The 19,737-nt window shown below is 68.2% G+C and carries 22 protein-coding genes; 15 read left to right on the top strand and 7 right to left on the bottom strand.

All coding sequences use genetic code 11. The annotated features are described in order from the left end of the window. Window position 1: 1 nt before the first annotated feature. Together HMH01_RS11835 and HMH01_RS11830 are read right to left on the bottom strand one after the other, a co-directional pair. Window positions 2-214, bottom strand: coding sequence for a YgaP family membrane protein (locus HMH01_RS11835; RefSeq protein ID WP_171325803.1), 213 nt, complete (start codon window positions 212-214; stop codon window positions 2-4). A 93-nt stretch (window positions 215-307) separates the two neighbouring features. Continuing rightward, window positions 308-964: a Crp/Fnr family transcriptional regulator gene (locus HMH01_RS11830; RefSeq protein WP_171325801.1), complete on the bottom strand. Its 657-nt coding sequence runs from the start codon at window positions 962-964 to the stop codon at window positions 308-310. Between the two features lie 189 nt (window positions 965-1,153). Here HMH01_RS11830 and HMH01_RS11825 point away from each other — a divergent pair, with 189 nt between their 5' ends. Further along, entirely contained in the window at window positions 1,154-2,176 is a 1,023-nt protein-coding gene (locus tag HMH01_RS11825; RefSeq protein WP_171325799.1) for a hypothetical protein, read from the top strand. Window positions 2,177-2,180: 4 nt separating this feature from the next. Here the strand turns inward: HMH01_RS11825 and HMH01_RS11820 are convergent, their stop codons facing one another. Then, entirely contained in the window at window positions 2,181-2,573 is a 393-nt protein-coding gene (locus HMH01_RS11820) for a RidA family protein (protein WP_171325797.1), read from the bottom strand. A 229-nt stretch (window positions 2,574-2,802) separates the two neighbouring features. Between HMH01_RS11820 and HMH01_RS11815 the strand changes: the two genes are divergently transcribed. The 10 genes from HMH01_RS11815 to HMH01_RS11770 all read left to right on the top strand — a co-directional run bounded on the left by HMH01_RS11815 (window position 2,803) and on the right by HMH01_RS11770 (window position 12,914). Further along, window positions 2,803-3,804 carry an ABC transporter substrate-binding protein gene (locus HMH01_RS11815; protein ID WP_171325795.1) on the top strand — a complete coding sequence of 334 codons (1,002 nt, stop codon included), beginning with the start codon at window positions 2,803-2,805 and terminating at the stop codon, window positions 3,802-3,804. A 62-nt stretch (window positions 3,805-3,866) separates the two neighbouring features. Continuing rightward, window positions 3,867-4,634, top strand: coding sequence for an ABC transporter ATP-binding protein (locus HMH01_RS11810; protein WP_343035264.1), 768 nt, complete (start codon window positions 3,867-3,869; stop codon window positions 4,632-4,634). Continuing rightward, complete coding sequence (locus HMH01_RS11805; RefSeq protein ID WP_171325793.1) at window positions 4,631-5,503, top strand: ABC transporter permease; 873 nt, start codon at window positions 4,631-4,633, stop codon at window positions 5,501-5,503. The genes HMH01_RS11810 and HMH01_RS11805 overlap by 4 nt, the downstream gene beginning before the upstream one ends. A gap of 10 nt (window positions 5,504-5,513) precedes the next feature. Next, on the top strand, window positions 5,514-6,776 hold the full coding sequence (locus HMH01_RS11800) for a cytosine deaminase (protein ID WP_343035336.1): 1,263 nt from the start codon (window positions 5,514-5,516) through the stop codon (window positions 6,774-6,776). Continuing rightward, window positions 6,773-8,173 (top strand): FAD-binding oxidoreductase, encoded by a 1,401-nt coding sequence (locus HMH01_RS11795; protein WP_171325789.1) that lies wholly within the window; start codon window positions 6,773-6,775, stop codon window positions 8,171-8,173. Before HMH01_RS11800 ends, HMH01_RS11795 begins: the two co-directional genes overlap by 4 nt. A gap of 100 nt (window positions 8,174-8,273) precedes the next feature. Further along, window positions 8,274-8,855, top strand: a complete 582-nt coding sequence (locus HMH01_RS11790) for an NAD(P)H-dependent oxidoreductase (RefSeq protein ID WP_171325787.1) — start codon at window positions 8,274-8,276, stop codon at window positions 8,853-8,855. Then, window positions 8,855-9,499 (top strand): NAD(P)H-dependent oxidoreductase, encoded by a 645-nt coding sequence (locus HMH01_RS11785; protein WP_171325785.1) that lies wholly within the window; start codon window positions 8,855-8,857, stop codon window positions 9,497-9,499. The genes HMH01_RS11790 and HMH01_RS11785 overlap by 1 nt, the downstream gene beginning before the upstream one ends. Continuing rightward, window positions 9,496-10,287 (top strand): creatininase family protein, encoded by a 792-nt coding sequence (locus HMH01_RS11780; protein ID WP_171325784.1) that lies wholly within the window; start codon window positions 9,496-9,498, stop codon window positions 10,285-10,287. Before HMH01_RS11785 ends, HMH01_RS11780 begins: the two co-directional genes overlap by 4 nt. A 42-nt stretch (window positions 10,288-10,329) precedes the next feature. After that, the gene (locus HMH01_RS11775; RefSeq protein ID WP_171325781.1) at window positions 10,330-11,334 is read left to right on the top strand and encodes a ligase-associated DNA damage response exonuclease; all 1,005 of its coding nucleotides are present in this window, start codon (window positions 10,330-10,332) and stop codon (window positions 11,332-11,334) included. Then, window positions 11,331-12,914, top strand: a complete 1,584-nt coding sequence (locus HMH01_RS11770) for a cisplatin damage response ATP-dependent DNA ligase (RefSeq protein ID WP_171325779.1) — start codon at window positions 11,331-11,333, stop codon at window positions 12,912-12,914. The genes HMH01_RS11775 and HMH01_RS11770 overlap by 4 nt, the downstream gene beginning before the upstream one ends. A gap of 3 nt (window positions 12,915-12,917) precedes the next feature. Here HMH01_RS11770 and HMH01_RS11765 read toward each other — a convergent pair whose 3' ends face one another. Then, complete coding sequence (locus HMH01_RS11765) at window positions 12,918-13,154, bottom strand: Lrp/AsnC ligand binding domain-containing protein (RefSeq protein WP_171325777.1); 237 nt, start codon at window positions 13,152-13,154, stop codon at window positions 12,918-12,920. Window positions 13,155-13,219: 65 nt separating this feature from the next. Beyond that, window positions 13,220-14,419 (bottom strand): kynureninase, encoded by a 1,200-nt coding sequence (kynU, locus tag HMH01_RS11760; protein WP_171325775.1) that lies wholly within the window; start codon window positions 14,417-14,419, stop codon window positions 13,220-13,222. Between the two features lie 90 nt (window positions 14,420-14,509). Here kynU and HMH01_RS11755 point away from each other — a divergent pair, with 90 nt between their 5' ends. Further along, window positions 14,510-14,818, top strand: a complete 309-nt coding sequence (locus HMH01_RS11755; RefSeq protein WP_171325773.1) for a hypothetical protein — start codon at window positions 14,510-14,512, stop codon at window positions 14,816-14,818. A 3-nt stretch (window positions 14,819-14,821) separates the two neighbouring features. Here the strand turns inward: HMH01_RS11755 and HMH01_RS11750 are convergent, their stop codons facing one another. Continuing rightward, complete coding sequence (locus HMH01_RS11750) at window positions 14,822-15,325, bottom strand: hypothetical protein (protein ID WP_171325771.1); 504 nt, start codon at window positions 15,323-15,325, stop codon at window positions 14,822-14,824. A 159-nt stretch (window positions 15,326-15,484) separates the two neighbouring features. Here HMH01_RS11750 and HMH01_RS11745 point away from each other — a divergent pair, with 159 nt between their 5' ends. Continuing rightward, window positions 15,485-16,375, top strand: a complete 891-nt coding sequence (locus tag HMH01_RS11745) for a hypothetical protein (protein WP_171325769.1) — start codon at window positions 15,485-15,487, stop codon at window positions 16,373-16,375. Window positions 16,376-16,381: 6 nt separating this feature from the next. Here HMH01_RS11745 and argE read toward each other — a convergent pair whose 3' ends face one another. Next, window positions 16,382-17,536, bottom strand: a complete 1,155-nt coding sequence (gene argE / locus HMH01_RS11740) for an acetylornithine deacetylase (RefSeq protein WP_171325767.1) — start codon at window positions 17,534-17,536, stop codon at window positions 16,382-16,384. 166 nt (window positions 17,537-17,702) lie between these two features. Between argE and HMH01_RS11735 the strand changes: the two genes are divergently transcribed. Continuing rightward, window positions 17,703-18,707: an ABC transporter ATP-binding protein gene (locus HMH01_RS11735; protein WP_171325765.1), complete on the top strand. Its 1,005-nt coding sequence runs from the start codon at window positions 17,703-17,705 to the stop codon at window positions 18,705-18,707. Continuing rightward, complete coding sequence (locus HMH01_RS11730) at window positions 18,700-19,695, top strand: ABC transporter ATP-binding protein (RefSeq protein ID WP_171325763.1); 996 nt, start codon at window positions 18,700-18,702, stop codon at window positions 19,693-19,695. The genes HMH01_RS11735 and HMH01_RS11730 overlap by 8 nt, the downstream gene beginning before the upstream one ends. The last annotated feature ends 42 nt before the right edge of the window (window positions 19,696-19,737 follow it).

The raw sequence follows: 19,737 nt of genomic DNA, 5'->3' as shown, positions 1-19,737 counted from the left end.
GTCAGCTCTTGCAGGTCTTGATGCCCAGCAGCGTGTAGGCCGGGCAGAAGCGGGTCAAGGCGGTCAGCAGCATCACCACGCCCACCACCAGCGCCGCCCAGCGCAGGAAGCCCGCGTCAAAGGCGGCAAGACCCGGCAGGAAGGGCAGGGCGATCAGGACGATCCCCGCGATCAGGCGAAGGATGCGGTCGGTAGTTCCCATGTTGGCAGTCATGACAGGCCTCTCGGTGTCTGGTTGATGATCCGAGAATAGCGATTCGCGCGGCGCGCTTCCGTGACCTTGTCACCAAGCGGACCGCTTTCCTTGTCACGGCGCTTCAGAAAGCTTGCCCAGCGCCGCCGCGTCGGTCAGCCGGATCGTGCCGCGGGCAAGTTCGACCCAGCCGCGGCGCTGGAAGTCCTGAAGCTGCCGGCTGATGACCTCGCGCGCGGATCCCAGCTCGGCCGCAAGCTGCTGGTGCGTGGCGTGGACCTGGTCCCCGCCGTTGCGCAGTTCCAGCAGCTTGTGCGCCAGCCGGATGTCGATGCGGCGGAAGGCGACCTCCTCGATGGTGAAGAACAGGTCCGCGATACGCCGGGAATAGGCGGAAAAGACGAAGTGCCGGAACGTCTCGGAACTGGCCAGCAGCTCGTCGAACAGGCTGCGCGGGATCGCCACGGCCAGGACGTCCGTCTCGGCGATGCCCTCGGCGGTGTAGTCCTCATGCGCCAGCAGGCAGGCCGTGGTCAGCACGCAGCTTTCCCCGGCATGAACGCGATAGAGCACGATCTCGCGCCCCGACTCGGATGTCTGCTGCACCCGCACCGTCCCCTCGAGCAGCAGAAGCAGGTTCTCGGGCGGCCTGCCGGGGCCGAAGATGACCGTGCCCTTCGGCACCCGGATCACGCGCGAGCGTGCCACCAGCGGGCCGCGGATCCCGGGCGAAAGCCGGTCGAGGCCGGGAAAGCGGTCTATCCATTCCATCGTTGCGCGGTTCCTGATGGCAAGTCCATGGAAGCGCAGGGTAATCCGCGCGCAACGGATCTGCCAGCGGCATCTGGCAAGCCGCACGGGGTCGGAAACGTTGGATCGAACGCCGTTTCTGCGCTATTCATCAGCAACATGCGGCCTGTTCCGCAGTAATGATTGTCGATCTTGCAATAGGGGGCCGCGGTGACAATCCTGACGATTTCCGAATTCCTTGACGACAACGAAGGCGACGCCGACATTTTCGAGTTCCGCCTTGAAAGCGGGCTGCGCCTGTTCGGCGGGGCTGCGTCCGGCGCGGACCGGACTCGCGCGGAGATGGCGCCGGGCGCGCCCTGGGCAGAGCCCGATCCGGGGACGCCCGTCATCGAAGCAGCCAAGGGCGGCGAGAAGGGACGGCCGGGCGGTTCCGATGGCGGCGACGGGGGCGGCGGCGCGGATGGCGGCGGCGGATCGGTCCTGACCGGCTACGTCTCGGGCGACAAGGACCGCGGGCGCACCGACACCTACAACATCCAGATCGATTTCTTCGGCACCGGCTGGACCGTCGATCTGCAACAGGAGTTCATCGACGCGGCCGAGTTCCTGAGCGACCTGGTGCTCCAGGGGCTTGGCAACATCCTGACCTACTACCCCGGCACCGGCTCTTTCGTGCAGATCGACGACCTGCGGATCAGCGCCTCGCTGGAGGAAATGGACGGTGTGGGCGGCGTTCTGGGCTATGGCGGCCCCTATGTGCCGACCGCGCGCGACCTGCCCTACCAGGGGCTGATGGCCTTCGACACGGCCGATGCGCTCTGGCTCGACGATGCCGGGCTCTGGGACGAGGTGGTGCTGCACGAGATGCTGCATGTGCTGGGAGTGGGCACGCTGTGGGACAGCTTCGGGCTGGTGGCCGAAAGCGACGGGCCGACCGGCTGGGCCTATACCGGTGCGCAGGCGCTTGCGGTCTATGTCGACTGGCTCGGGTCCGATGCCGGCCAGCAGGCCGATGGCTGGGCGTCGCTGGCGGATGTGGACGGCGTGCCGATCGAGGTCGTGATGCTCGATGATGGCACCCTTGCCCCCGGCGGTCACTGGGACGAGGGCACGTTCGGGGACGAGCTGATGACGCCCTACCTGAACGATGCCGGCATCCTGACAGAACTGACCACGGCCTCGCTGGCGGACATGGGCTACGCGGTCGACCAGGGACTGGCCATCGCCTGAGGTCTCAGCCGGGAAGGGCTGCCAGCACCTCGATCTCGACCTTGAAGATCTCGCGCGCGAAGCCCGAGACGATCATCAGCGTCGAGGCGGGCGGCGGCGTGACCTGCCCCAGATAGCGGTCGCGCGCCGCCATGTAGTCGGCCAGATGCGCGCGGTCGGTGACATAGGCGTTCACCCGTACGATGGCGTCGCGGTCGGCCCCGGCCGAGGCGAGGATCGCGTCGATATTGGCAAAGCACAGATCCGCCTGCGCGCCCGCACCCTCGGGGATGTGGTCGTCGGGCGCGATGCCGAGCTGGCCCGAGAGCAGGATCAGCCGGTGGCCGGCGGGCACCTCGACCGCGTGGGAATAGCGGGCGAAGGGCGGGCGGATCGTTGCGGGCGTATGCGCTTTCATGGTGGTCCTGCGGGTTGGCGGGCGGGCGCAGACTGCCCCGTCGGCGTGCGGTTTGGCAATCCGATGCCGCGCTCTTGTCCATCTTCTGTCGATAATACGGGCAGATGCTGCGCCGGTTGGTCATTTTCGGGGCTTTGCCTGTTTCCCTTTCCTGCGATATGCGAAATTCTTGTGCGCGAACGGGTCCGGGATGATTGTGGGCCCCCGGGGATTCCACTGTGGAGGTAACATGACTCGCACCGTTCTTGCCGGCCTGATGGCCGGTTCCATCCTGGGAAGCGCGCTGGCCGCGCAGGCGCAGGATCTCGTGCCGGTGTCCTACGGCACCAACTGGCTGGCGCAGGCCGAGCATGGCGGCTTCTACCAGTCCGTCGCGGATGGCACCTATGCCGAGTGCGGGCTCGATGTGACCATCGTGCCGGGCGGCCCGCAGGTGAACAACCGCGCGCTGATGCTGGCGGGGCGGATCGACTTCCACATGGGCGGCGACCTGCTGGGCCCGTTCAACGCGGCGCAGGAAAACATCCCCGTCGTGACCGTGGCGGCCATCTTCCAGAAGCACCCGCAGGTGATCGTCGCCCATCCCGGCGAGGCCGACACCTGGGAAGAGCTGAAGGACCTGACGCTGCTGATCGGCGACAACGGCTACCAGACCTATTACCAGTGGATGATCGACGCCTGGGGCTTCACCGCCGAGCAGCGCGTACCCTACACGTTCAACCCCGCGCCGTTCCTTGCCGACAAGCGCACGGGGATGCAGGGCTACCTGTCGTCCGAGCCCTATGTGATCGAGAAGGAGGGCGGCTTCACCCCCAACGTGTTCCTGATCGCGGATGCGGGCTTTTCGTCCTACGCCACCACGATCGAGACGATGGCCCGGACCATCGAGGAAAGCCCCGAGGTGGTGCAGTGCTTCGTCGATGGCTCGATCAAGGGCTGGTACAACTATCTCTACGGGGACAACACCGCCGCCAACGACCTTATCAAGCGCGACAACCCCGAGATGACCGACGACAAGATCGCCTTCGCCATCGAGAAGATGAAGGAATACGGCATCGCCGACAGCGGCGACGCGCTGACGCTGGGCATCGGCGCCATGACCGACGAGTCGATCCGGGACTTCTACGACAAGATGGTCGCCGCCGGCGTGGTTCCGGCGGATCTCGACTATTCGGCGACCTACACGCTCGACTTCGTGAACAAGGGCGTGGGCATGGATCTGAAGCCGTAAGTCCGGACCAGACCGGCGGGCGCCCGACATGGCGCCCGCCCCGCCCGCAAAGGGGATTTCAGGTGAACGAACAGGCAAGAACGCTTCTGTCGCTGCGCGGCGTGGACAAGGTGTTCGCAGGCGACGTGGTGGCGCTGCGGGACATGTCGCTCGACGTGCGCGAGGGGGATTTCATCTCGCTTCTGGGTCCGTCGGGATGCGGCAAGTCCACCGCGCTCAGGCTGATCGCGGGGCTCTCGCATCCGACCTCGGGCCGGATCCGCTGGGAACAGGCGCAGGACGAGGGGGCGCTGGGCGTGGTGTTCCAGGAACCGACGCTGATGCCCTGGGCCACGGTCGAGGACAATGTCTGGCTGCCGCTGCGCCTGCGGGGTGCCACGAAATACGCCGTGCGCGACGAGATCATGGACACGCTGCGGCTGGTGGGGCTGGAGAAATTCGCGAAGTCCTACCCGCGCGAGCTGTCGGGTGGCATGAAGATGCGCGTCTCGATCGCCCGTGCGCTGGTCACGCATCCGAAGCTGATCCTGATGGACGAGCCGTTCGCCGCGCTTGACGAGATCACCCGCTTCAAGCTGAACAACGACCTGCTGGAGATGAAGGCAAAGATCGGCTGCACGGTGATCTTCGTGACCCATTCGGTGTTCGAGAGCGTGTTCCTGTCCGACCGCATCGTGATCATGGCCGCGCGTCCGGGCCGCGTGATCCGCGAGTTGCAGGTCGATGCGCCCTATCCGCGCGACGACGTGTTCCGCACCTCGGTCGAGTACGCCGCCTATACGCGCGCCGCCTCGGACGCGCTGCACGAAGCGATGGGAGAAGCCGCATGACCCTTGCCGAGACGCGGCCCGCCGCCGCCGACGCCATCGACGCCCGCATCGACCGCGAGGAACAGGACCGCCTGCGCCGGGCCAGGGTGAACCGCATCGCGAAATGGGCGTTGCCCGCCATCGTCATGGCGCTGAGCGTGCTGGCCTGGCACCTGGTCGTCACGCTGAACGGCATCCCGCATTACATCCTGCCCGGCCCGCTTCTGGTGTTCGAGACGCTGCTCGAGGACTGGGCGCTGCTGTTCGACGCGCTGCTGGTCACGTTGCAGATCACGCTGCTGGCGCTGCTCATCGCGGTCGTGGGCGGCGTGGGGCTGGCGGTGCTGTTCACCCAGTCCCGCTTCGTAGAGATGTCGTTCTATCCCTATGCGGTCATCCTTCAGGTCACGCCCATCGTGTCGATCGCGCCGCTGATCTTCATCTATGTGGACAGCAAGATCGCGGGCCTGCTGATCTGCGCCTGGATCGTCGCCTTCTTCCCGGTGCTGTCCAACACCACGCTCGGGCTGAATTCGGCCGATCACAACCTGCGCGACCTGTTCCGCATCTACGGCGCGACCCGCTGGCAGCGGCTGCGCTACCTGCAACTGCCCTCGGCGCTGCCCTATTTCCTGGGCGGCCTGCGCATCGCGGGCGGGCTTGCGCTGATCGGCGCGGTTGTCGCGGAATATGTGGCAGGAACGGGCGGCATCGGCTCGGGCCTTGCCTTCACCATCCTCGAGGCGGGCTACCGGCTGAACATCCCGCGCATGTTCGCGGCGCTGATCCTGATTGCCGCGACCGGGGTCGTGATCTTCGCCTGCCTCAGTTTCCTGTCGCACATGCTGCTTCACAAATGGCACGAGAGCGCCATCAAGCGAGAGGTCTGACTTGGATTTCGTGACCTTGCCGGAGGCCGGGCGCTTCCGGCTCAAGAACCTGCGCACCCCGGCCTGCTATCTGGGCCAGCCCGGCACGGGTTTCGCGCCCCTGTCCCTGACGGTGGCGGATGGCCGGCTGGCCGACGGGCCGGCCGATGCCACCCTCGACATGAAGGGCGCCATCGTCCTGCCCTGTGGGGTGGACATGCACACCCATCTGGACAAGGGCCATATCTGGCCGCGCGCGGCCAATCCCGACGGCTCTTTCATGGGGGCGCTCACCACCGTGGCCGGGGACCGCGCCGCGAACTGGAGCGCGGATGACGTGCGCCGGCGGATGGAGTTCTCGCTGAAATGCGCCTTTGCCCACGGCACGCGCGCGGTGCGTACCCATCTCGACAGCATCGCGCCGCAGGACGACATATCCTGGCCCCTTTTCGACGAGGTGCGGGCCGACTGGCGCGGGCGGATCGAGTTGCAGGCGGCCGCGCTGGTCGCGGCCGACAACGTGACCGAGGATGGCGCCTATGCCCATACCGCCGACCTGGTGAAGCGCTTCGACGGCGTGCTGGGGGCTGTGACCTATCCGATCCCGGACATCGCCCGCCGGGTCGAGACCGTCCTGAAGCTGGCCTCCGCGCGCGGCCTGCCGGTGGATTTCCATGTGGACGAGACGCTGGACCCGACCTCTGCCACGCTGCGGGTGATCGCAGAGACGGTGCTGAAGACCGGCTTCGATGCGCCGGTGGTGGTGGGCCACTGCTGTTCGCTGTCCACGCAGGATCCGGCCGAGGCGGACCACACGCTGGACCTGGTGGCCGAGGCGGGGATCGCCGTGGTCAGCCTGCCGATGTGCAACCTGTACCTTCAGGACCGCCAGCCGGGCCGAACCCCGCGGTATCGCGGGATCACGCTGGTGCACGAGATGGCGGCGCGGGGGATCCCGGTGTCCTTCGCGTCCGACAACACCCGGGATCCGTTCTACGCCTATGGCGACATGGACCTGGTCGAGGTGCTGCGCGAGGCGACCCGGATCGGGCATCTGGATCATTCGCGCGGCGACTGGGCCTTTTCGGTGAACAGGACGCCCGCCGATGTCTGCGGCTTCGCGCCCTGCGGCAAGCTCGGCGAGCCCGCCGATTTCATCCTGTTCAACGCCCGCAGCTGGACCGAGTTCTTCGCCCGGCCGCAATCCGACCGCGTGGTGGTGCGCGGCGGGCGGGCCATCGACCGCACCCTGCCGGCCCATGCCGAGCTTGACGATCTCATGGAGGGAAAATGACCGCCGACATAGCCGCCGCCAAGGCCGCGCTCGCCCATCTCGAACTCGATGAGAACCCGGTCTCGCTCAAGGCGAAAAGCCGGGACTTCTTCTGGTACTCGCCGGTGCTGAAGGCGCGGCTGGATCATGTGGTAGGCGATTTCGCCGTGGCCCCGAGGACCGAGGCCGAGGTGATCGAGGTGCTGCGCACCTGCTACAGGCACAACGTCCCCGTCACGACGCGCGGCGCGGGCACCGGCAATTACGGCCAGGCCATGCCGCTTGCGGGCGGCTGCGTCCTGCACATGCGCAACATGGCCGCGGTGAAGGAGATCCACCCCGGCCGCGTGATCGTCGAGCCGGGCTGCCTGCTGAAGGACCTGGACGCCGCCACCAAGGCGCATTCGGGGCAGGAAATCCGGATGTTCTCCTCGACCTGGGCCACGGCCACGATCGGCGGCTTCATCGCCGGCGGCTCGGGCGGCGTGGGTTCCTGCACCTGGGGCTCTTTGCGCGACCTCGGCAACATCATCCGCCTGCGCGTGGTCACGATGGAGGAAGAGCCCCGCGTGCTGGAATTCCGCGGCGAGGAACTGGCCCGCGTCAGCCACGCCTACGGCACCAACGGCATCATCAGCGAGATCGAGATGCCGCTCGCCCCCGCCTATGACTGGGTCGAGATGTTCGTGGCCACCGACGAATTCGACGATGCCATGGCCTTTGCCGAGGATCTGGCGAACCAGGACGGCATCCTCATCAAGCTTGCCACCGTGTTCGAGGCCCCCATCGCGCATGACTATTTCCAGCGCGTGAAACCTCATGTCGAGCCCGCCACCAATCTTGTGGGCCTGATGGTCGCGCCGCATTCGATGGACGGATTCCTGACCTTCCTGGGCCGCAGGCCAAGGGCGCGGATCATCTACCGCTCGGACGACAACGACTGGGCGCGGGGCCCCGGCCCGGTGTTCGAATATGGCTGGAACCATACCACGCTGCGCGCGCTCAAGGTCGATCCGTCGATCACCTATCTTCAGGTGCGCTACGGCTTCCCGCGGCACCGCGAGCTGGTGGCGAAGATGCGCGAGAAGTTCTCTCCCGAGGTGCTCCAGCATCTCGAGGTGCTGCGCGAGGGCGGCAAGGTTATCTTTGCGGGCCTGAGCCTGGTGAAGTTCACCACCGAGGAGCGGCTGGACGAGATCGTCCGCGCCCACGAGGAAGCGGGGGCCATGATCTTCAACCCCCACCGCTACACGCTTGAGGAAGGCGGGCGGCAGACCGTGGACGACCGCCAGCTGCGCTTCAAGAAGGAAGCGGATCCGAAGGGATTGCTCAATCCCGGCAAGATGATCGCCTGGGACGATCCGGACTTCAAATACGACCGGGTCTACGCCTATCCGGGGATGAAGGCCGCCGAATGATCACGCGCACCCTGTCCCGGCCCCGAGCCGGGACCCCGCCGGCGAAAGGCCCCGGCTCGGGGCCGGGGCGCGTGGCGCGGGGCTGTCCGGGGTGCGTCGCATGACCCGCGCGCTCGTCCTTTATGCCCATCCCTGTGGTGAAAGCTTCGCCGCGGCGCTTCACGGTGCCGTGGTCGAGACGCTGACAGCCCGGGGCTGGGAGGTGGACGACTGCGACCTTTACGCCGAAGGCTTCGACCCGGTCCTGTCGGCCGGGGAACGGCGAGGCTACCACGACCTTGCCACCAACACTGCCCCGGTCGCATCCTATGTCGAGCGGCTTCGCGGGGCGCAGGCGCTGGTCCTGTGCTACCCGGTCTGGAATTTCGGCTACCCGGCGATCCTGAAGGGGTTCTTCGACCGGGTGTTCCTGCCCGGCGTGTCGTTCCGGCTGGTCGATGGCCATGTACGCCCGAACCTGACCAATATCCGCAAGGTGGCCGCCGTCACCACCTATGGCGGCACCAGGGTCAGGGCCTTCGTCGCGGGCGATCCGCCGCGCAGGCTGACCAAGCGGACGTTGCGCTATGTGACGCAGGCCCGCAAGATGCGCTATCTGGCGCTTTATGACATGAACCGGGCGGATGACGCGGCGCGCGGGGCTTTCGTCCGGCGCGTCACCCGCGAGATGCAGGAATTCTGATGCGAGCCTTGGTCGTCTATTGCCATCCCAGCCCCGACAGCTTCACCGCTGCCGTGCGCGACGTGGTGATCGCGAAGCTGACGGCCGCCGGTGCCGAGTGCCGGGTGATCGACGTCTATGCCGAGAATTTCCCCCCCGTCCTCAGCCGTGCCGAGTGGGACAGCTATCTCGACGGGCCGCAGACCGGCAGCCCGCTGGCCCCCCATATCCAGGCGCTGCGCGACTGCGACACGCTGATCTTCGTCTATCCGACCTGGTGGTACGGGCTGCCGGCGGCGCTGAAGGGCTGGCTCGACCGGGTGCTTCTGCCCGATGTGGCCTTTCGCCTGCCCGAAACGGGCGACATCATCCCGACGCTCACCCATATCGAGCGGCTGGGCTGCTTTACCACCTGCGGCGCCTCGCGGCTGTTGACCTGGTTCGTGGGCGCGCCGGGCAGGCGGACCATCCTGCGCGGCATCAGGCTTCTGTGCGCCCGGCGCTGCCGGACGGCATTCGCCGCGCATTACTCCATGGACACGGCCACCCCTGAAAGCCGGGCGGCGCATCTGGTGCGGGTGGGCCGCGCCATGGACCGCCTGATCGGAAAGCCCGCGCGCGGCAGCCTGCCCGCCGCCGGCACAGCACAAGCGAGAGACGCATGAGACGCCACTGGGCGGAATACCGCACCACCGAATACGAGACCATCGACCCCGCGAAGACCATCGCCATCCTGCCCACGGCGGCGATCGAGCAGCATGGCCCGCATCTGCCCGTGGGCGTCGACACCATGATAAACGAGGGCATGCTGCGCCGGCTGGTCCAGCTTGCCCCCGAGGACCTGGATTTCCGCATCCTGCCGGTGCAGGCGGTGGGCAAGTCGAACGAGCATCTGCACGCGCCGGGCACCATCACCCTGCCGGCGGATGTCGCGATGAAGGCCTGGATCGATATCGGCCTGTCGGTGGCGCGTGCCGGCGTGCGCAAGCTGGTGATCGTGAATTCCCATGGCGGGAACCTGGACATGATCGGCATTGTCGCGCGCGAGCTGCGGGTGCAGGCCGGGATGCTGGCGGTGAAATGCCAGTGGGGCGCCTTCGGCCACCCCGAGGGCATGTATTCCGCGCACGAGCTGTCCTACGGTATCCATGGCGGCGATGTGGAAACCTCGCTCATGCTGCATTTCCGCCCGGACCTGGTCGATATGGGGCAGGCGCGCAATTTCCGCTCCTCGGCCGAGGACATGGGAAATTTCGCGCGTCTCAGGCCCACGGGGGCTGCGGCCTATGGCTGGATCGCCTCGGACCTGAACGGGGCGGGCACGGTGGGCGACGCGTCAGTCGCGACCGCCGAGAAGGGCGCCGCCACCTGCGACCACCAGATCCGCGGCTTCATCGAGCTTCTGCGCGACGTGGAATCCTTCGATCTGGACCGGCTCGGCAACGCCTCCTGACCGGGCTCTGGCGCGCCGCGCGCGGCGCGCCATATAAGGCGCATGAGGCCCGAGGATCTGCTGCACCCGCGCCCCGAGGGGCTGTATTGCCCGGTGGGGGATTTCCATATCGACCCGGTGCGCCCCGTCGCGCGGGCGCTCATCACCCATGGCCATGCCGACCACGCCCGCGCGGGCCACAAGGCGGTGCTGGCCACGCGCCGCACGCTCGACATCATGGCGCTGCGCTATGGCGCGGATTTCGCCGGCACGACGCAGGTGGCAGGGCGCGGCACGACCCAGGTGAACGGCGTTACCGTTTCCTTTCACCCGGCGGGGCATGTGCTGGGCTCGGCCCAGATCCGGGTCGCGGCGAAGGGGATGTCGGCGGTGGTGACCGGCGACTACAAGCGCGGCGTCGATCCCACGGCGGAACCATACGAGCCGGTGACGGGCGACGTGTTCGTGACCGAGGCGACCTTCGGCCTGCCGGTGTTCCGCCATCCCGATCCGCGGGCCGAGATCGCGCGGCTTCTGACCTCGCTCGATCAGTTTCCCGAACGCGCGCACATGGTGGGCGTCTATGCGCTGGGCAAGGCGCAGCGGGTGATCCGGCTGATCCGGGACGCAGGCCATGACGCGCCCATCTACCTGCACGGCGCGCTTCAGAAGCTGTGCGACTACTACCAGTCCGAGGGCATCGCGCTGGGCCGGCTGGAGCCCGCCACGGCGGATGGCGACCGGGCGCGCTTCGCGGGCCGCATCGTCATGGCCCCGCCGTCGGCCTTTGCGGCGAAATGGGCGCAGCGTTTCCCCGAGCCGCTGATCTGCTTTGCCAGCGGCTGGATGCAGGTCCGCGCGCGCGCCCGTCAGAGGGGCGTGGAACTGCCGCTTGTCATCTCGGACCATTGCGACTGGGGCGAGCTGACCGCCACCATCACCGAGCTTGACCCGGGCGAGGTCTGGGTCACCCATGGCCGCGAAGAGGCGCTGGTCCGCTGGTGCGCGCTTCAGGGCCGGGCCGCGCGACCCCTGAACCTGGTGGGCTACGAGGACGAGGCGGAATGAAGCGGTTTGCCGCCCTGCTGGAGCGTCTGGCGCTTACGCCCGCGCGCAGCGGCAAGCTGCGGCTTCTGACCGACCATTTCCGCGACACGCTCGACCCCGACCGGGGCATCGCGCTGGCCGCGATCACCCGTGACCTGGACATCCGCACCGTGCGCCCGGCACTCTTGCGCGCGCTGGTGGCCGAGCGGGTGGACGCGGAACTTTTCGCGCTGTCCTACGACTATGTGGGCGACCTGGCCGAGACCATCGCCCTGATATGGGTGCCCCGCGACGCGCCCCGCGACCTGCCCCTTTCGCAGGCGGTCGCCCGGCTGAACGGGGCGGGTCGCGCGGGTGCCGCGGCAGAGGTGGCGGCGCTTCTCGACAGCCTTGGCACTTCCGAACGCTATGCGCTGCTGAAGCTGGCCACCGGGGGGTTGCGGGTCGGCGTCTCGGCCCGGCTGGCCAAGCAGGCGCTTGCGGGCTTCGGCGATGTCGACGTGACCGAGATCGAGGAACTCTGGCACGGGCTGACGCCGCCCTACGAGGGGCTGTTCGCCTGGCTCGAGGGGCGGGGGCCTAAGCCCGCGCAGGCCGCGAAAAGCCCGTTCCGCCCGGTCATGCTGGCGACGCCGCTGGAAGAGCGCGAGCTTGCCACCCTCGCGCCGGGGGACTTCCGGGCCGAGTGGAAATGGGACGGCATCCGCGTGCAGGCGGCCTCCGAAGGGGGGGTGCGGCGGATCTATTCGCGCACCGGGGACGACATCTCCCACGCCTTTCCCGACGTGCTGGCCGCGATGGAATTCGACGGCGCGCTCGATGGGGAATTGCTGGTGATGCGGCCCGACGGCGGGGTCGCGCCCTTTGCCGACCTTCAACAGCGGCTGAACCGCAAGACGGTCAGCCGCGCGATGCTCTCCCGCTTCCCGGCCTTCATCCGGGCCTATGACCTGTTGCAGGCGGGGCAGGAGAACCTGCGCGACCAGCCCTTCGATGCCCGCCGCGCCCGGCTGGAGGATTTCGCCGCGCGCCTGCCGGCAGAGCGCTTCGACCTGTCGCCGCTGGTGCCGTTCCAGACATGGGAGGATCTGGCCCTGCTGCGCGCCGACCCGCCCGACCCGGCGATCGAGGGGCTGATGCTGAAGCGCCGCGACAGCATCTACGTTCCTGGCCGCCCCAGGGGCCCGTGGTTCAAGTGGAAGCGCGATCCCTTCACCATCGACGCGGTGCTGATGTATGCCCAGCGCGGGCACGGCAAGCGCTCGGGCTTCTATTCCGACTACACCTTCGGGGTCTGGGACGGGCAGGGCGCGCTGGTGCCCGTGGGCAAGGCCTATTTCGGCTTCACCGACGAGGAGTTGCGCCGCATCGACCGCTTCGTTCGGGAAAACACCGTCGAACGCTTCGGCCCCGTCCGTTCGGTCCGGGCAGAGCCGGGCCACGGGCTGGTGCTGGAAGTGGCCTTCGAGGGGCTGAACCGCTCCAAACGCCACCGCTCGGGCGTCGCCATGCGCTTTCCGCGCATCGCGCGGCTGCGCTGGGACAAGCCCCCCGTCGAGGCGGACCTGCTGCAAACGCTCGAGGGGATGCTGGCCGACTGAGCCTCAGAACGCGCGGAAGGTCAGCGTCGTCAGCGAGCGGTCGATGCCGGGGATGGTCAGGACGTTGTCGTTGATGAACTTCCCGATATCCTCGGTCGTGTCGATATAGAGCTTCATCAGCAGGTCGTAATCGCCCGAGGTGGAGTAAAGCTCGGACGCGATCTCGCGCGCGTAAAGCGCGTCGGCCACTTCGTAGGTCTTGCCGGGCTTGCAGCGAAGCTGGACGAATACGCAATGCATCGGGGGTGTTCCTTGCTTGGTCGGGCGCAAGCCTAGCGCAGGGGGGCGGGCCGCGCCAAGGGGCCTCAGGTCACCGCGGCGCGGGCGCGGAACTCGGGCCGGTCCCAGGCGCCGGTGTCGAGGATCTCGGCCAGGATCGCCACCGCACGGTCGATGTCGGCTTGCGTGACATAAAGCGGCGCCACGCCGAAGCGGATCATGTCGGGGGCGCGGAAATCGCCGATCACGCCGCGCGCGATCAGCGCCTGCATCACCGCATATCCCTCGGGATGGCGGAACGAGACCTGGCTGCCGCGCGCCGCGGGGTCCGCGGGGCTGGCAAGCGCCAGGCCCGGGCAGGCCTCGGCCACAAGCGCGATCATCCGCTGGGTCAGCCGCTGGCTTTCGGCGCGGATATCGGCCATCGCGACGCCCTCCCAGGCGTCCATCGCCGCATCGAGCGCGGCCAGCGCCAGGATCGGCGGCGTGCCGACCCGCATCCGCGAGACGCCGGCCGCGGGGCGGTAATGCCGCTCGAAGGCGAAGGGCGCGTCATGGCCCAGCCATCCCGACAGGGCGGGGCGTGCCCGGTCGGCATGCCGTGGGGCCACATAGATGAAGGCCGGCGACCCCGGCCCGCCATTGAGGTACTTGTAGGTGCAGCCGACCGCGAAATCCGCGCCGGCACCGCGCAGATCCACCGGGATCGCGCCGGCCGAATGGGCCAGGTCCCAGACCGTGACGATGCCAAGCGCGTGGGCCTTTTCGGTCAGGCGCGCCATGTCGTGCAGCCGCCCGGTGCGGTAATCCACTTCCGTAAGCATGAGCACCGCGATCTCGTCGGAAAGCGCGTCCTCCACCGCCTCGGGGGCGACGGTGCGCAGTTCCAGCCCGCGGCCCAGGCTGCCCAGAAGCCCCTCGGCGATGTACAGGTCCGAGGGGAAGTTGCCGGTGTCCGACAGCACCACCCTGCGCCCCTCGTCCGCCAGGTCGAGAGCGGAGGCCAGCGCCTGGTAGACCTTGACCGACAGCGTGTCGCCCATGGTCACGCTGCCAGGCTCTGCCCCGATCAGCCGCCCGACCCGGTCGCCCACCCGCGCCGGCAGGTCCATCCAGCCCGCGCTGTTCCAGCCGCGGATCAGAAGCTGGCCCCATTCCTCGGTCATCACGCGCGCGACCCGGTCCGCTGCCCCCCTGGGCAGGGGGCCGAGCGAGTTGCCATCGAGATAGATCACGCCCTCGGGCAGATCGAACAGGGTGCGGGTCTGGGTGAAATCAGTGTGCATGGCGGTGGCTTAGCGCAAGCCGTGGGCCTGTTCCACGGGGATTTTCGGTGCTTAACGCTTTCGCAAGCGATCGGGCGCGATGGTCGGGCCATGAACCTGTCGCGCGCCCTTGTGCCATTCCTTGCCGTGCTTGCCGCCTGCGCCTCGCCGGGGCCGGGCTACCTGCGGTCCGAGCGGGTGGACATGCAGGTGGGCGGGCATCGCTTCGCGGTCTTTGCCGGCGACGGGACCACGCAGGTGATCCGCACCAACCGCGTCTGGCTGCCCGACACGGCCGAGGTGATGGCGGCGGGGACGATCGCCGCGGAACGCGCCAGCGGGTGCAAGGCCCGCGCGGGCGGCATCCGGGGCGATGCGGCGATCATGGTGGTGCCGCTCGACTGCGGCGGCGGGCCGTAGGCGTCAGGGCACTGGCTGGCCCGCCGCCCGGACCTGGGTGACCGCGTGATCCCAGCGCAGGACGCCTGCGGGTTCGGGCATGTCGGCAAAGCGCATCACGACATGGAAGGCGCGGGTCTGCCCCGCGGGCAGGTCGACGCGGGCGATCCCCGCGTCCTGGCCGATCACGGCGCAGTCCTCGAGCGCGCTTTCGACTTCCGGGCAATCGTAAAGCGTGGTCCGAAGCGTGAAATCCGCCAGCCGCAGATCCGTGTCGAGATTGGTCACCCGTCCGCTGATGCGGCTCAGCCGTGGCTCCCGGCTGAGGACCAGGTCGGACAGCGCCACCTTTTCGACCGCGATGCCGCTTGCGGCGGGGTCCGGCGCAAGCACCCGGTCGGTTACCACCCAGCCCAGCAGCGCGCCGGCAAAGGCACCGATGACAGCCGCGGCGGGGCGCATGTGCGGATAAAGCACGGCCACGGCAAGCGCCCCCGCAAGGATCAGGAAGAATATGGCGATTGGCATGGGCGCGGGCACCTCGTTTGCGGCTCTCATCTGGACATAGGGCGGAATGGGCCGTCGTTAAACTGCGCCATGCGCGATTTCCGCAACACGTTCCGGTGCTTGCCCCGTGCCCTGCGGGTCGGCTAGGAAAGGCGGCACATTCCGAGGATATCTTCCCGCATGAAGGTCGCACTGCATCTGGGCGCGCACAAGACGGCATCCACCTTCCTTCAGGGGGTGTTGGCCAAGGCGGATGCCAGCGGGACGCTGCCCGACGGGGTGCGTTGCGTTCCGATGGACGATCTGCGCCGCGAAGTGACCACGCGTGTCGGCCACGGCCCCGGCCTGCCGCCCGAACGCGCCGCGCAACGCCTTGCGCGGGCCGAGGCGTGGCTCATGCCGCTGCTCGAGCGGGCCGGCCAGTCGCGCCTGATCCTGTCGGACGAGAACCTGATCGGCACCCCGCGCGAGATCGTGCGGACCGCGGCGCTCTACCCGGATCCGGCAGGGCGGCTGGGCGCGCTGCCGCGGCTTCTGGCAGGGCATGAAGTGGAACTGTTCCTTGCCATTCGGCACCCGGGGGTCTTTGCGCGCTCGATCTATTGCGAATACCTGCGTGCGCCGGGCAAGACCTTTCATCCCCCCGCGCCTTTCGCCGAGGCCTGGCTGGAGCGGATGCCAAGCTGGCTGCCGCTGATCGGAGCCATTCGCGACGCGTTTCCGCAGGCGCCCCTGACGGTCTGGGACTTTGCGTTGGTACGCAAGGATCCGCAGCGGATCCTGAACGCGATCGCAAGCACGCCCGAGCCGGTCGAATTCGATACTGGCGGCGTCGTCCGCCGCGCGAGTCTCAGCCATGCCGCGGTGCTTGCGCTGGTCGAGACCGGCCTGCGCGAGGGCCCCGCCGCGATGACGGCGCGCCTGCGAGAGACCGCGCGCGCCCATCCCCTGAAAAAGGGCAACTGGACCTACGAGATGTGGGACAAGGCCGCCACGCAGGCCTTTCACCGACGCCTCTCGGGGGATCTGGCGCAGATCCGGCAGATGCCGGGCGTCACCCTGCTGGACTGAGCGCCCTCAGGCCGAAAGCCGGGCGATCAGGCGCGCGACAAAGGCATCGCCCGCCGCAAGCTGGTCGAGGCTGATGTATTCGTCCGCCTGGTGCGCCTGCTCGATCGAGCCGGGCCCGCAGACCACCGCGGAATAGCCCGCCTCCTGGAACTGGCCCGCCTCGGTCGCATAGGATACGACATGCTGCCCGTTGTCGCCCGTCAGCGCGCGCGCCAGCGCCTCGGCCGCGCCATCCGCCTCGGGCGCGCAGCCCGGCACCTTGTTGTTGACCGTGACCGTGATCGCCGCCTCGGGGCGCACCGCCTTCAGCCGCGACTCCAGCGCCGCCGCCTCGACCAGGTAGGCGTTGATCCAGTCGTCGATATCCTCGCCGGGGATCGAGCGGATGTCGGTCGCGATCCAGCAGTCCCGCGCGGTGATGTTGTGCGCGGTGCCGCCGCGGATCTTGCCGCAATGAAGCGTCGTCCAGGGCGGATCATAGGGGCCGGGATCGGGCAGCGCCTCTGCACGGGCGCGGTTGTCTTCCGTCTGCCGGGCGGTCCAGGCGACCAGTTCCGCCGCCGCCATCACCGCCGAGACGCCGGTATGCATCAGGCTGGAATGAACCTCGTGGCCGCGCACATGGGTGTCGATGTCCACGATGGCCTTGTGCCCGGTCACCACCTTCATCAGCGTGGGCTCTCCGATGATGGCGCAGGCGGCGATGGGCAGCGTCTCGCGCATGGCCGCGATCATGGGCGGCGCGCCGATGCAGCCGACCTCCTCGTCATAGGACAGGGCCAACTGGATCGGCCGCTTCAGCCCCGCCGCCCGCATCGCGGGCACTGCCGCCAGCGCGATGGCGAGAAAACCCTTCATGTCGGCCGAACCGCGCCCGTAAAGCCGCCCGTTCCGCTCTGTCAGGGTGAAGGGATCGCTCGACCAGTCCTGCCCCTCGACCGGGACCACGTCGGTATGGCCCGACAGGATCACGCCGCCCGGAACGTCCGGGCCCACCTGCGCGAAGAGCGCGGCCTTGGTTCCCGTGGGGTCCGGCACGCGGTGGCTTTCGATGCCATGACCGGCCAGGTAGTCGGCCACGAAATCGATGAGCGCCAGGTTCGAGCCGCTCGACACCGTGTCGAAGCTCACCAGACGGGCAAGGATTTCCCTGCTGCTCATGCTTTCGGCATTCATCCGGACCTTACCTTTCGTCAGCTTGCCCATGCGGCAGACAAGTCGATTGCCTGACACGGGAACTAATGCTTAGGTTGTGCCACCGGCGCATGCAATGGCGTCCTGCCGTCCGCAAGAAGGCGGTTGAAGGGAATAACAGGGGTGGCATTTCATGCCTGATGGGTCCGAGCCCATTCTGGATGTAACCGATCTGAAGACTGTCTTTCGCACCCGCGATGGCGAGGTGCATGCCGTGAACCGGGTCAGCTTTTCCGTGCGTCCGGGCGAATTGCTGGGCGTCGTCGGCGAAAGCGGCTCGGGCAAGTCGGTCACGATGATGTCGCTTCTGGGTCTTCTGCCCAGCCCGCCTGCCGAGATCCGCGAGGGAAGGATCCTGTTCCAGGGGCGCGACCTGCGCAGCCTGTCGGCCGGGCAGATGCGGGCGCTGCGCGGGCGCGAGATCGGATTCGTGTTCCAGGATCCGATGACCTCGCTCAACCCGGTGTTTACCGTGGGCTACCAGCTGATGGAGCCGCTGCGCCTGCACATGGGGCTGGCGAAGCCCGCCGCCCGCAGACGCGCCGCAGAGTTGCTGGCGCTGGTGGGCATCCCCGACGCCACCCGCCGGCTGGACGATTATCCGCACCAGTTCTCGGGCGGGATGCGGCAGCGCGTGATGATCGCCATAGCGCTCGCCTGCGAGCCGAAGGTGCTGATCGCCGACGAACCCACGACCGCGCTCGACGTGACGATCCAGGCGCAGATCCTGGAACTGGTGCGCGAGCTGCGCCAGAAGATGGGCATGGCCATCGTCTGGATCACCCATGACCTGGGCGTGATCGCCGGCATCGCGGACCGTGTGCTGGTCATGTATGGCGGCCAGATCGTCGAACATGCAGGCGTGGCCGATCTTTTCGCCGACCCTCGCCACCCCTACACGCGGGCGCTGCTGGAAACGATCCCGCGGGTGGACGGGGTGCGCGATACCCGGCTGCGGACCATCGCGGGCCAGCCGCCCAGCCTGGGCGCGCAGCCTTCGGCCTGTCCCTTCGCCCGGCGCTGCCCGCATGTCTTCGACCGCTGCCTTTCCGCGAACCCGGCCCGCCGGCCGGTCGCATCCGGCCATGACGTCGCCTGTTTCTGGGATGCGACACGGGGGGCGCCGGCCGATGCCTGACGGAACCGCGCCCGCGACGCTGGTTCGTGTCGAGGGCCTGAAGATGCACTTTCCCATCCATGCGGGCCTGCTGCGTCGCCGGGTGGGCGAGGTGAAGGCGGTGGACGGCGTCAGCTTCACGATACGCGACGGGGAAACCCTGGGGCTGGTGGGCGAGTCCGGTTGCGGCAAGTCCACCGTGGGCCGCGCGGTGCTTCGGCTTTACACGCCGACCGAGGGCCGGATCGAGATCGACGGCACCGACATCTCCACCCTTTCGGGCGAGCGGCTGCGCGCGATGCGACCGCGCATGCAGATGATCTTCCAGGATCCGCAGGCCAGCCTGAACCCGCGCATGACCGTGGCCGGCATCATCGGCGAGCCGCTCCTGGAACATGGCCGCCTGAGCGGGGACGAACGGCGCGAGCGGGTGCTTGAGCTGATGGACCAGGTCGGGCTGAACCGGGGCTTCGCCAACCGCTACCCGCACGAATTTTCCGGCGGCCAGCGCCAGCGCATCGGCATCGCGCGGGCCCTGGCGCTGAACCCGCGCTTCATCGTCTGCGACGAGCCGATCGCCGCGCTCGACGTGTCGATCCAGGCGCAGGTCGTGAACCTGCTCGAGGATCTGCAGGAACGCTTCGGCCTGACCTATCTGTTCATCAGCCACGACCTGTCGATGGTGCGCCACCTCGCGACCCGTGTGGCGGTGATGTATCTGGGCCGCATCGTCGAGATCGGCCCGCGCGAGGCGCTTTATGCCGATCCGCTGCACCCCTACACCCAGGCGCTTCTGTCGGCGGTGCCTGTCCCCGATCCCGCGCGCGAGGCGACGCGCCGGCACATCATCCTCAAGGGCGACGTGCCGAGCCCGGCCAACCCGCCGAAGGGCTGCAACTTCTGCACCCGCTGCCCGAAGGTGATGGACATCTGCCGGACCGAAGACCCCCCGATGCGCGACATGGGCGGCGGGCGGCAAGCCGCTTGCCATCTGTTGGAGGCGGGGTAGCATGATCCCCAGTGGCCCGGAAAAGAGCGCCGCGACACAACT

The organism is Halovulum dunhuangense, from assembly GCF_013093415.1.
GTDB lineage: Bacteria > Pseudomonadota > Alphaproteobacteria > Rhodobacterales > Rhodobacteraceae > Halovulum > Halovulum dunhuangense.
Note: the sequence above shows the minus strand (reverse complement) of the source record. Positions and strands in the feature narration are given on the sequence as shown.

Excerpts from the sequence above, each read along its gene's own strand:
- HMH01_RS11775 (WP_171325781.1), top strand. The coding sequence starts at position 10,330 with ATGAGGCCCGAGGATCTGCTGCACCCGCGCCCCGAGGGGCTGTATTGC.
- HMH01_RS11820 (WP_171325797.1), bottom strand. The coding sequence starts at position 2,573 with ATGAAAGCGCATACGCCCGCAACGATCCGCCCGCCCTTCGCCCGCTAT.
- HMH01_RS11815 (WP_171325795.1), top strand. The coding sequence starts at position 2,803 with ATGACTCGCACCGTTCTTGCCGGCCTGATGGCCGGTTCCATCCTGGGA.
- HMH01_RS11765 (WP_171325777.1), bottom strand. The coding sequence starts at position 13,154 with ATGCATTGCGTATTCGTCCAGCTTCGCTGCAAGCCCGGCAAGACCTAC.
- HMH01_RS11770 (WP_171325779.1), top strand. The coding sequence starts at position 11,331 with ATGAAGCGGTTTGCCGCCCTGCTGGAGCGTCTGGCGCTTACGCCCGCG.
- HMH01_RS11750 (WP_171325771.1), bottom strand. The coding sequence starts at position 15,325 with ATGCCAATCGCCATATTCTTCCTGATCCTTGCGGGGGCGCTTGCCGTG.
- HMH01_RS11785 (WP_171325785.1), top strand. The coding sequence starts at position 8,855 with ATGCGAGCCTTGGTCGTCTATTGCCATCCCAGCCCCGACAGCTTCACC.
- kynU (WP_171325775.1), bottom strand. The coding sequence starts at position 14,419 with ATGCACACTGATTTCACCCAGACCCGCACCCTGTTCGATCTGCCCGAG.
- HMH01_RS11755 (WP_171325773.1), top strand. The coding sequence starts at position 14,510 with ATGAACCTGTCGCGCGCCCTTGTGCCATTCCTTGCCGTGCTTGCCGCC.
- HMH01_RS11790 (WP_171325787.1), top strand. The coding sequence starts at position 8,274 with ATGACCCGCGCGCTCGTCCTTTATGCCCATCCCTGTGGTGAAAGCTTC.
- HMH01_RS11835 (WP_171325803.1), bottom strand. The coding sequence starts at position 214 with ATGACTGCCAACATGGGAACTACCGACCGCATCCTTCGCCTGATCGCG.
- HMH01_RS11830 (WP_171325801.1), bottom strand. The coding sequence starts at position 964 with ATGGAATGGATAGACCGCTTTCCCGGCCTCGACCGGCTTTCGCCCGGG.
- HMH01_RS11805 (WP_171325793.1), top strand. The coding sequence starts at position 4,631 with ATGACCCTTGCCGAGACGCGGCCCGCCGCCGCCGACGCCATCGACGCC.
- HMH01_RS11780 (WP_171325784.1), top strand. The coding sequence starts at position 9,496 with ATGAGACGCCACTGGGCGGAATACCGCACCACCGAATACGAGACCATC.
- HMH01_RS11745 (WP_171325769.1), top strand. The coding sequence starts at position 15,485 with ATGAAGGTCGCACTGCATCTGGGCGCGCACAAGACGGCATCCACCTTC.
- argE (WP_171325767.1), bottom strand. The coding sequence starts at position 17,536 with ATGAGCAGCAGGGAAATCCTTGCCCGTCTGGTGAGCTTCGACACGGTG.
- HMH01_RS11735 (WP_171325765.1), top strand. The coding sequence starts at position 17,703 with ATGCCTGATGGGTCCGAGCCCATTCTGGATGTAACCGATCTGAAGACT.
- HMH01_RS11730 (WP_171325763.1), top strand. The coding sequence starts at position 18,700 with ATGCCTGACGGAACCGCGCCCGCGACGCTGGTTCGTGTCGAGGGCCTG.
- HMH01_RS11795 (WP_171325789.1), top strand. The coding sequence starts at position 6,773 with ATGACCGCCGACATAGCCGCCGCCAAGGCCGCGCTCGCCCATCTCGAA.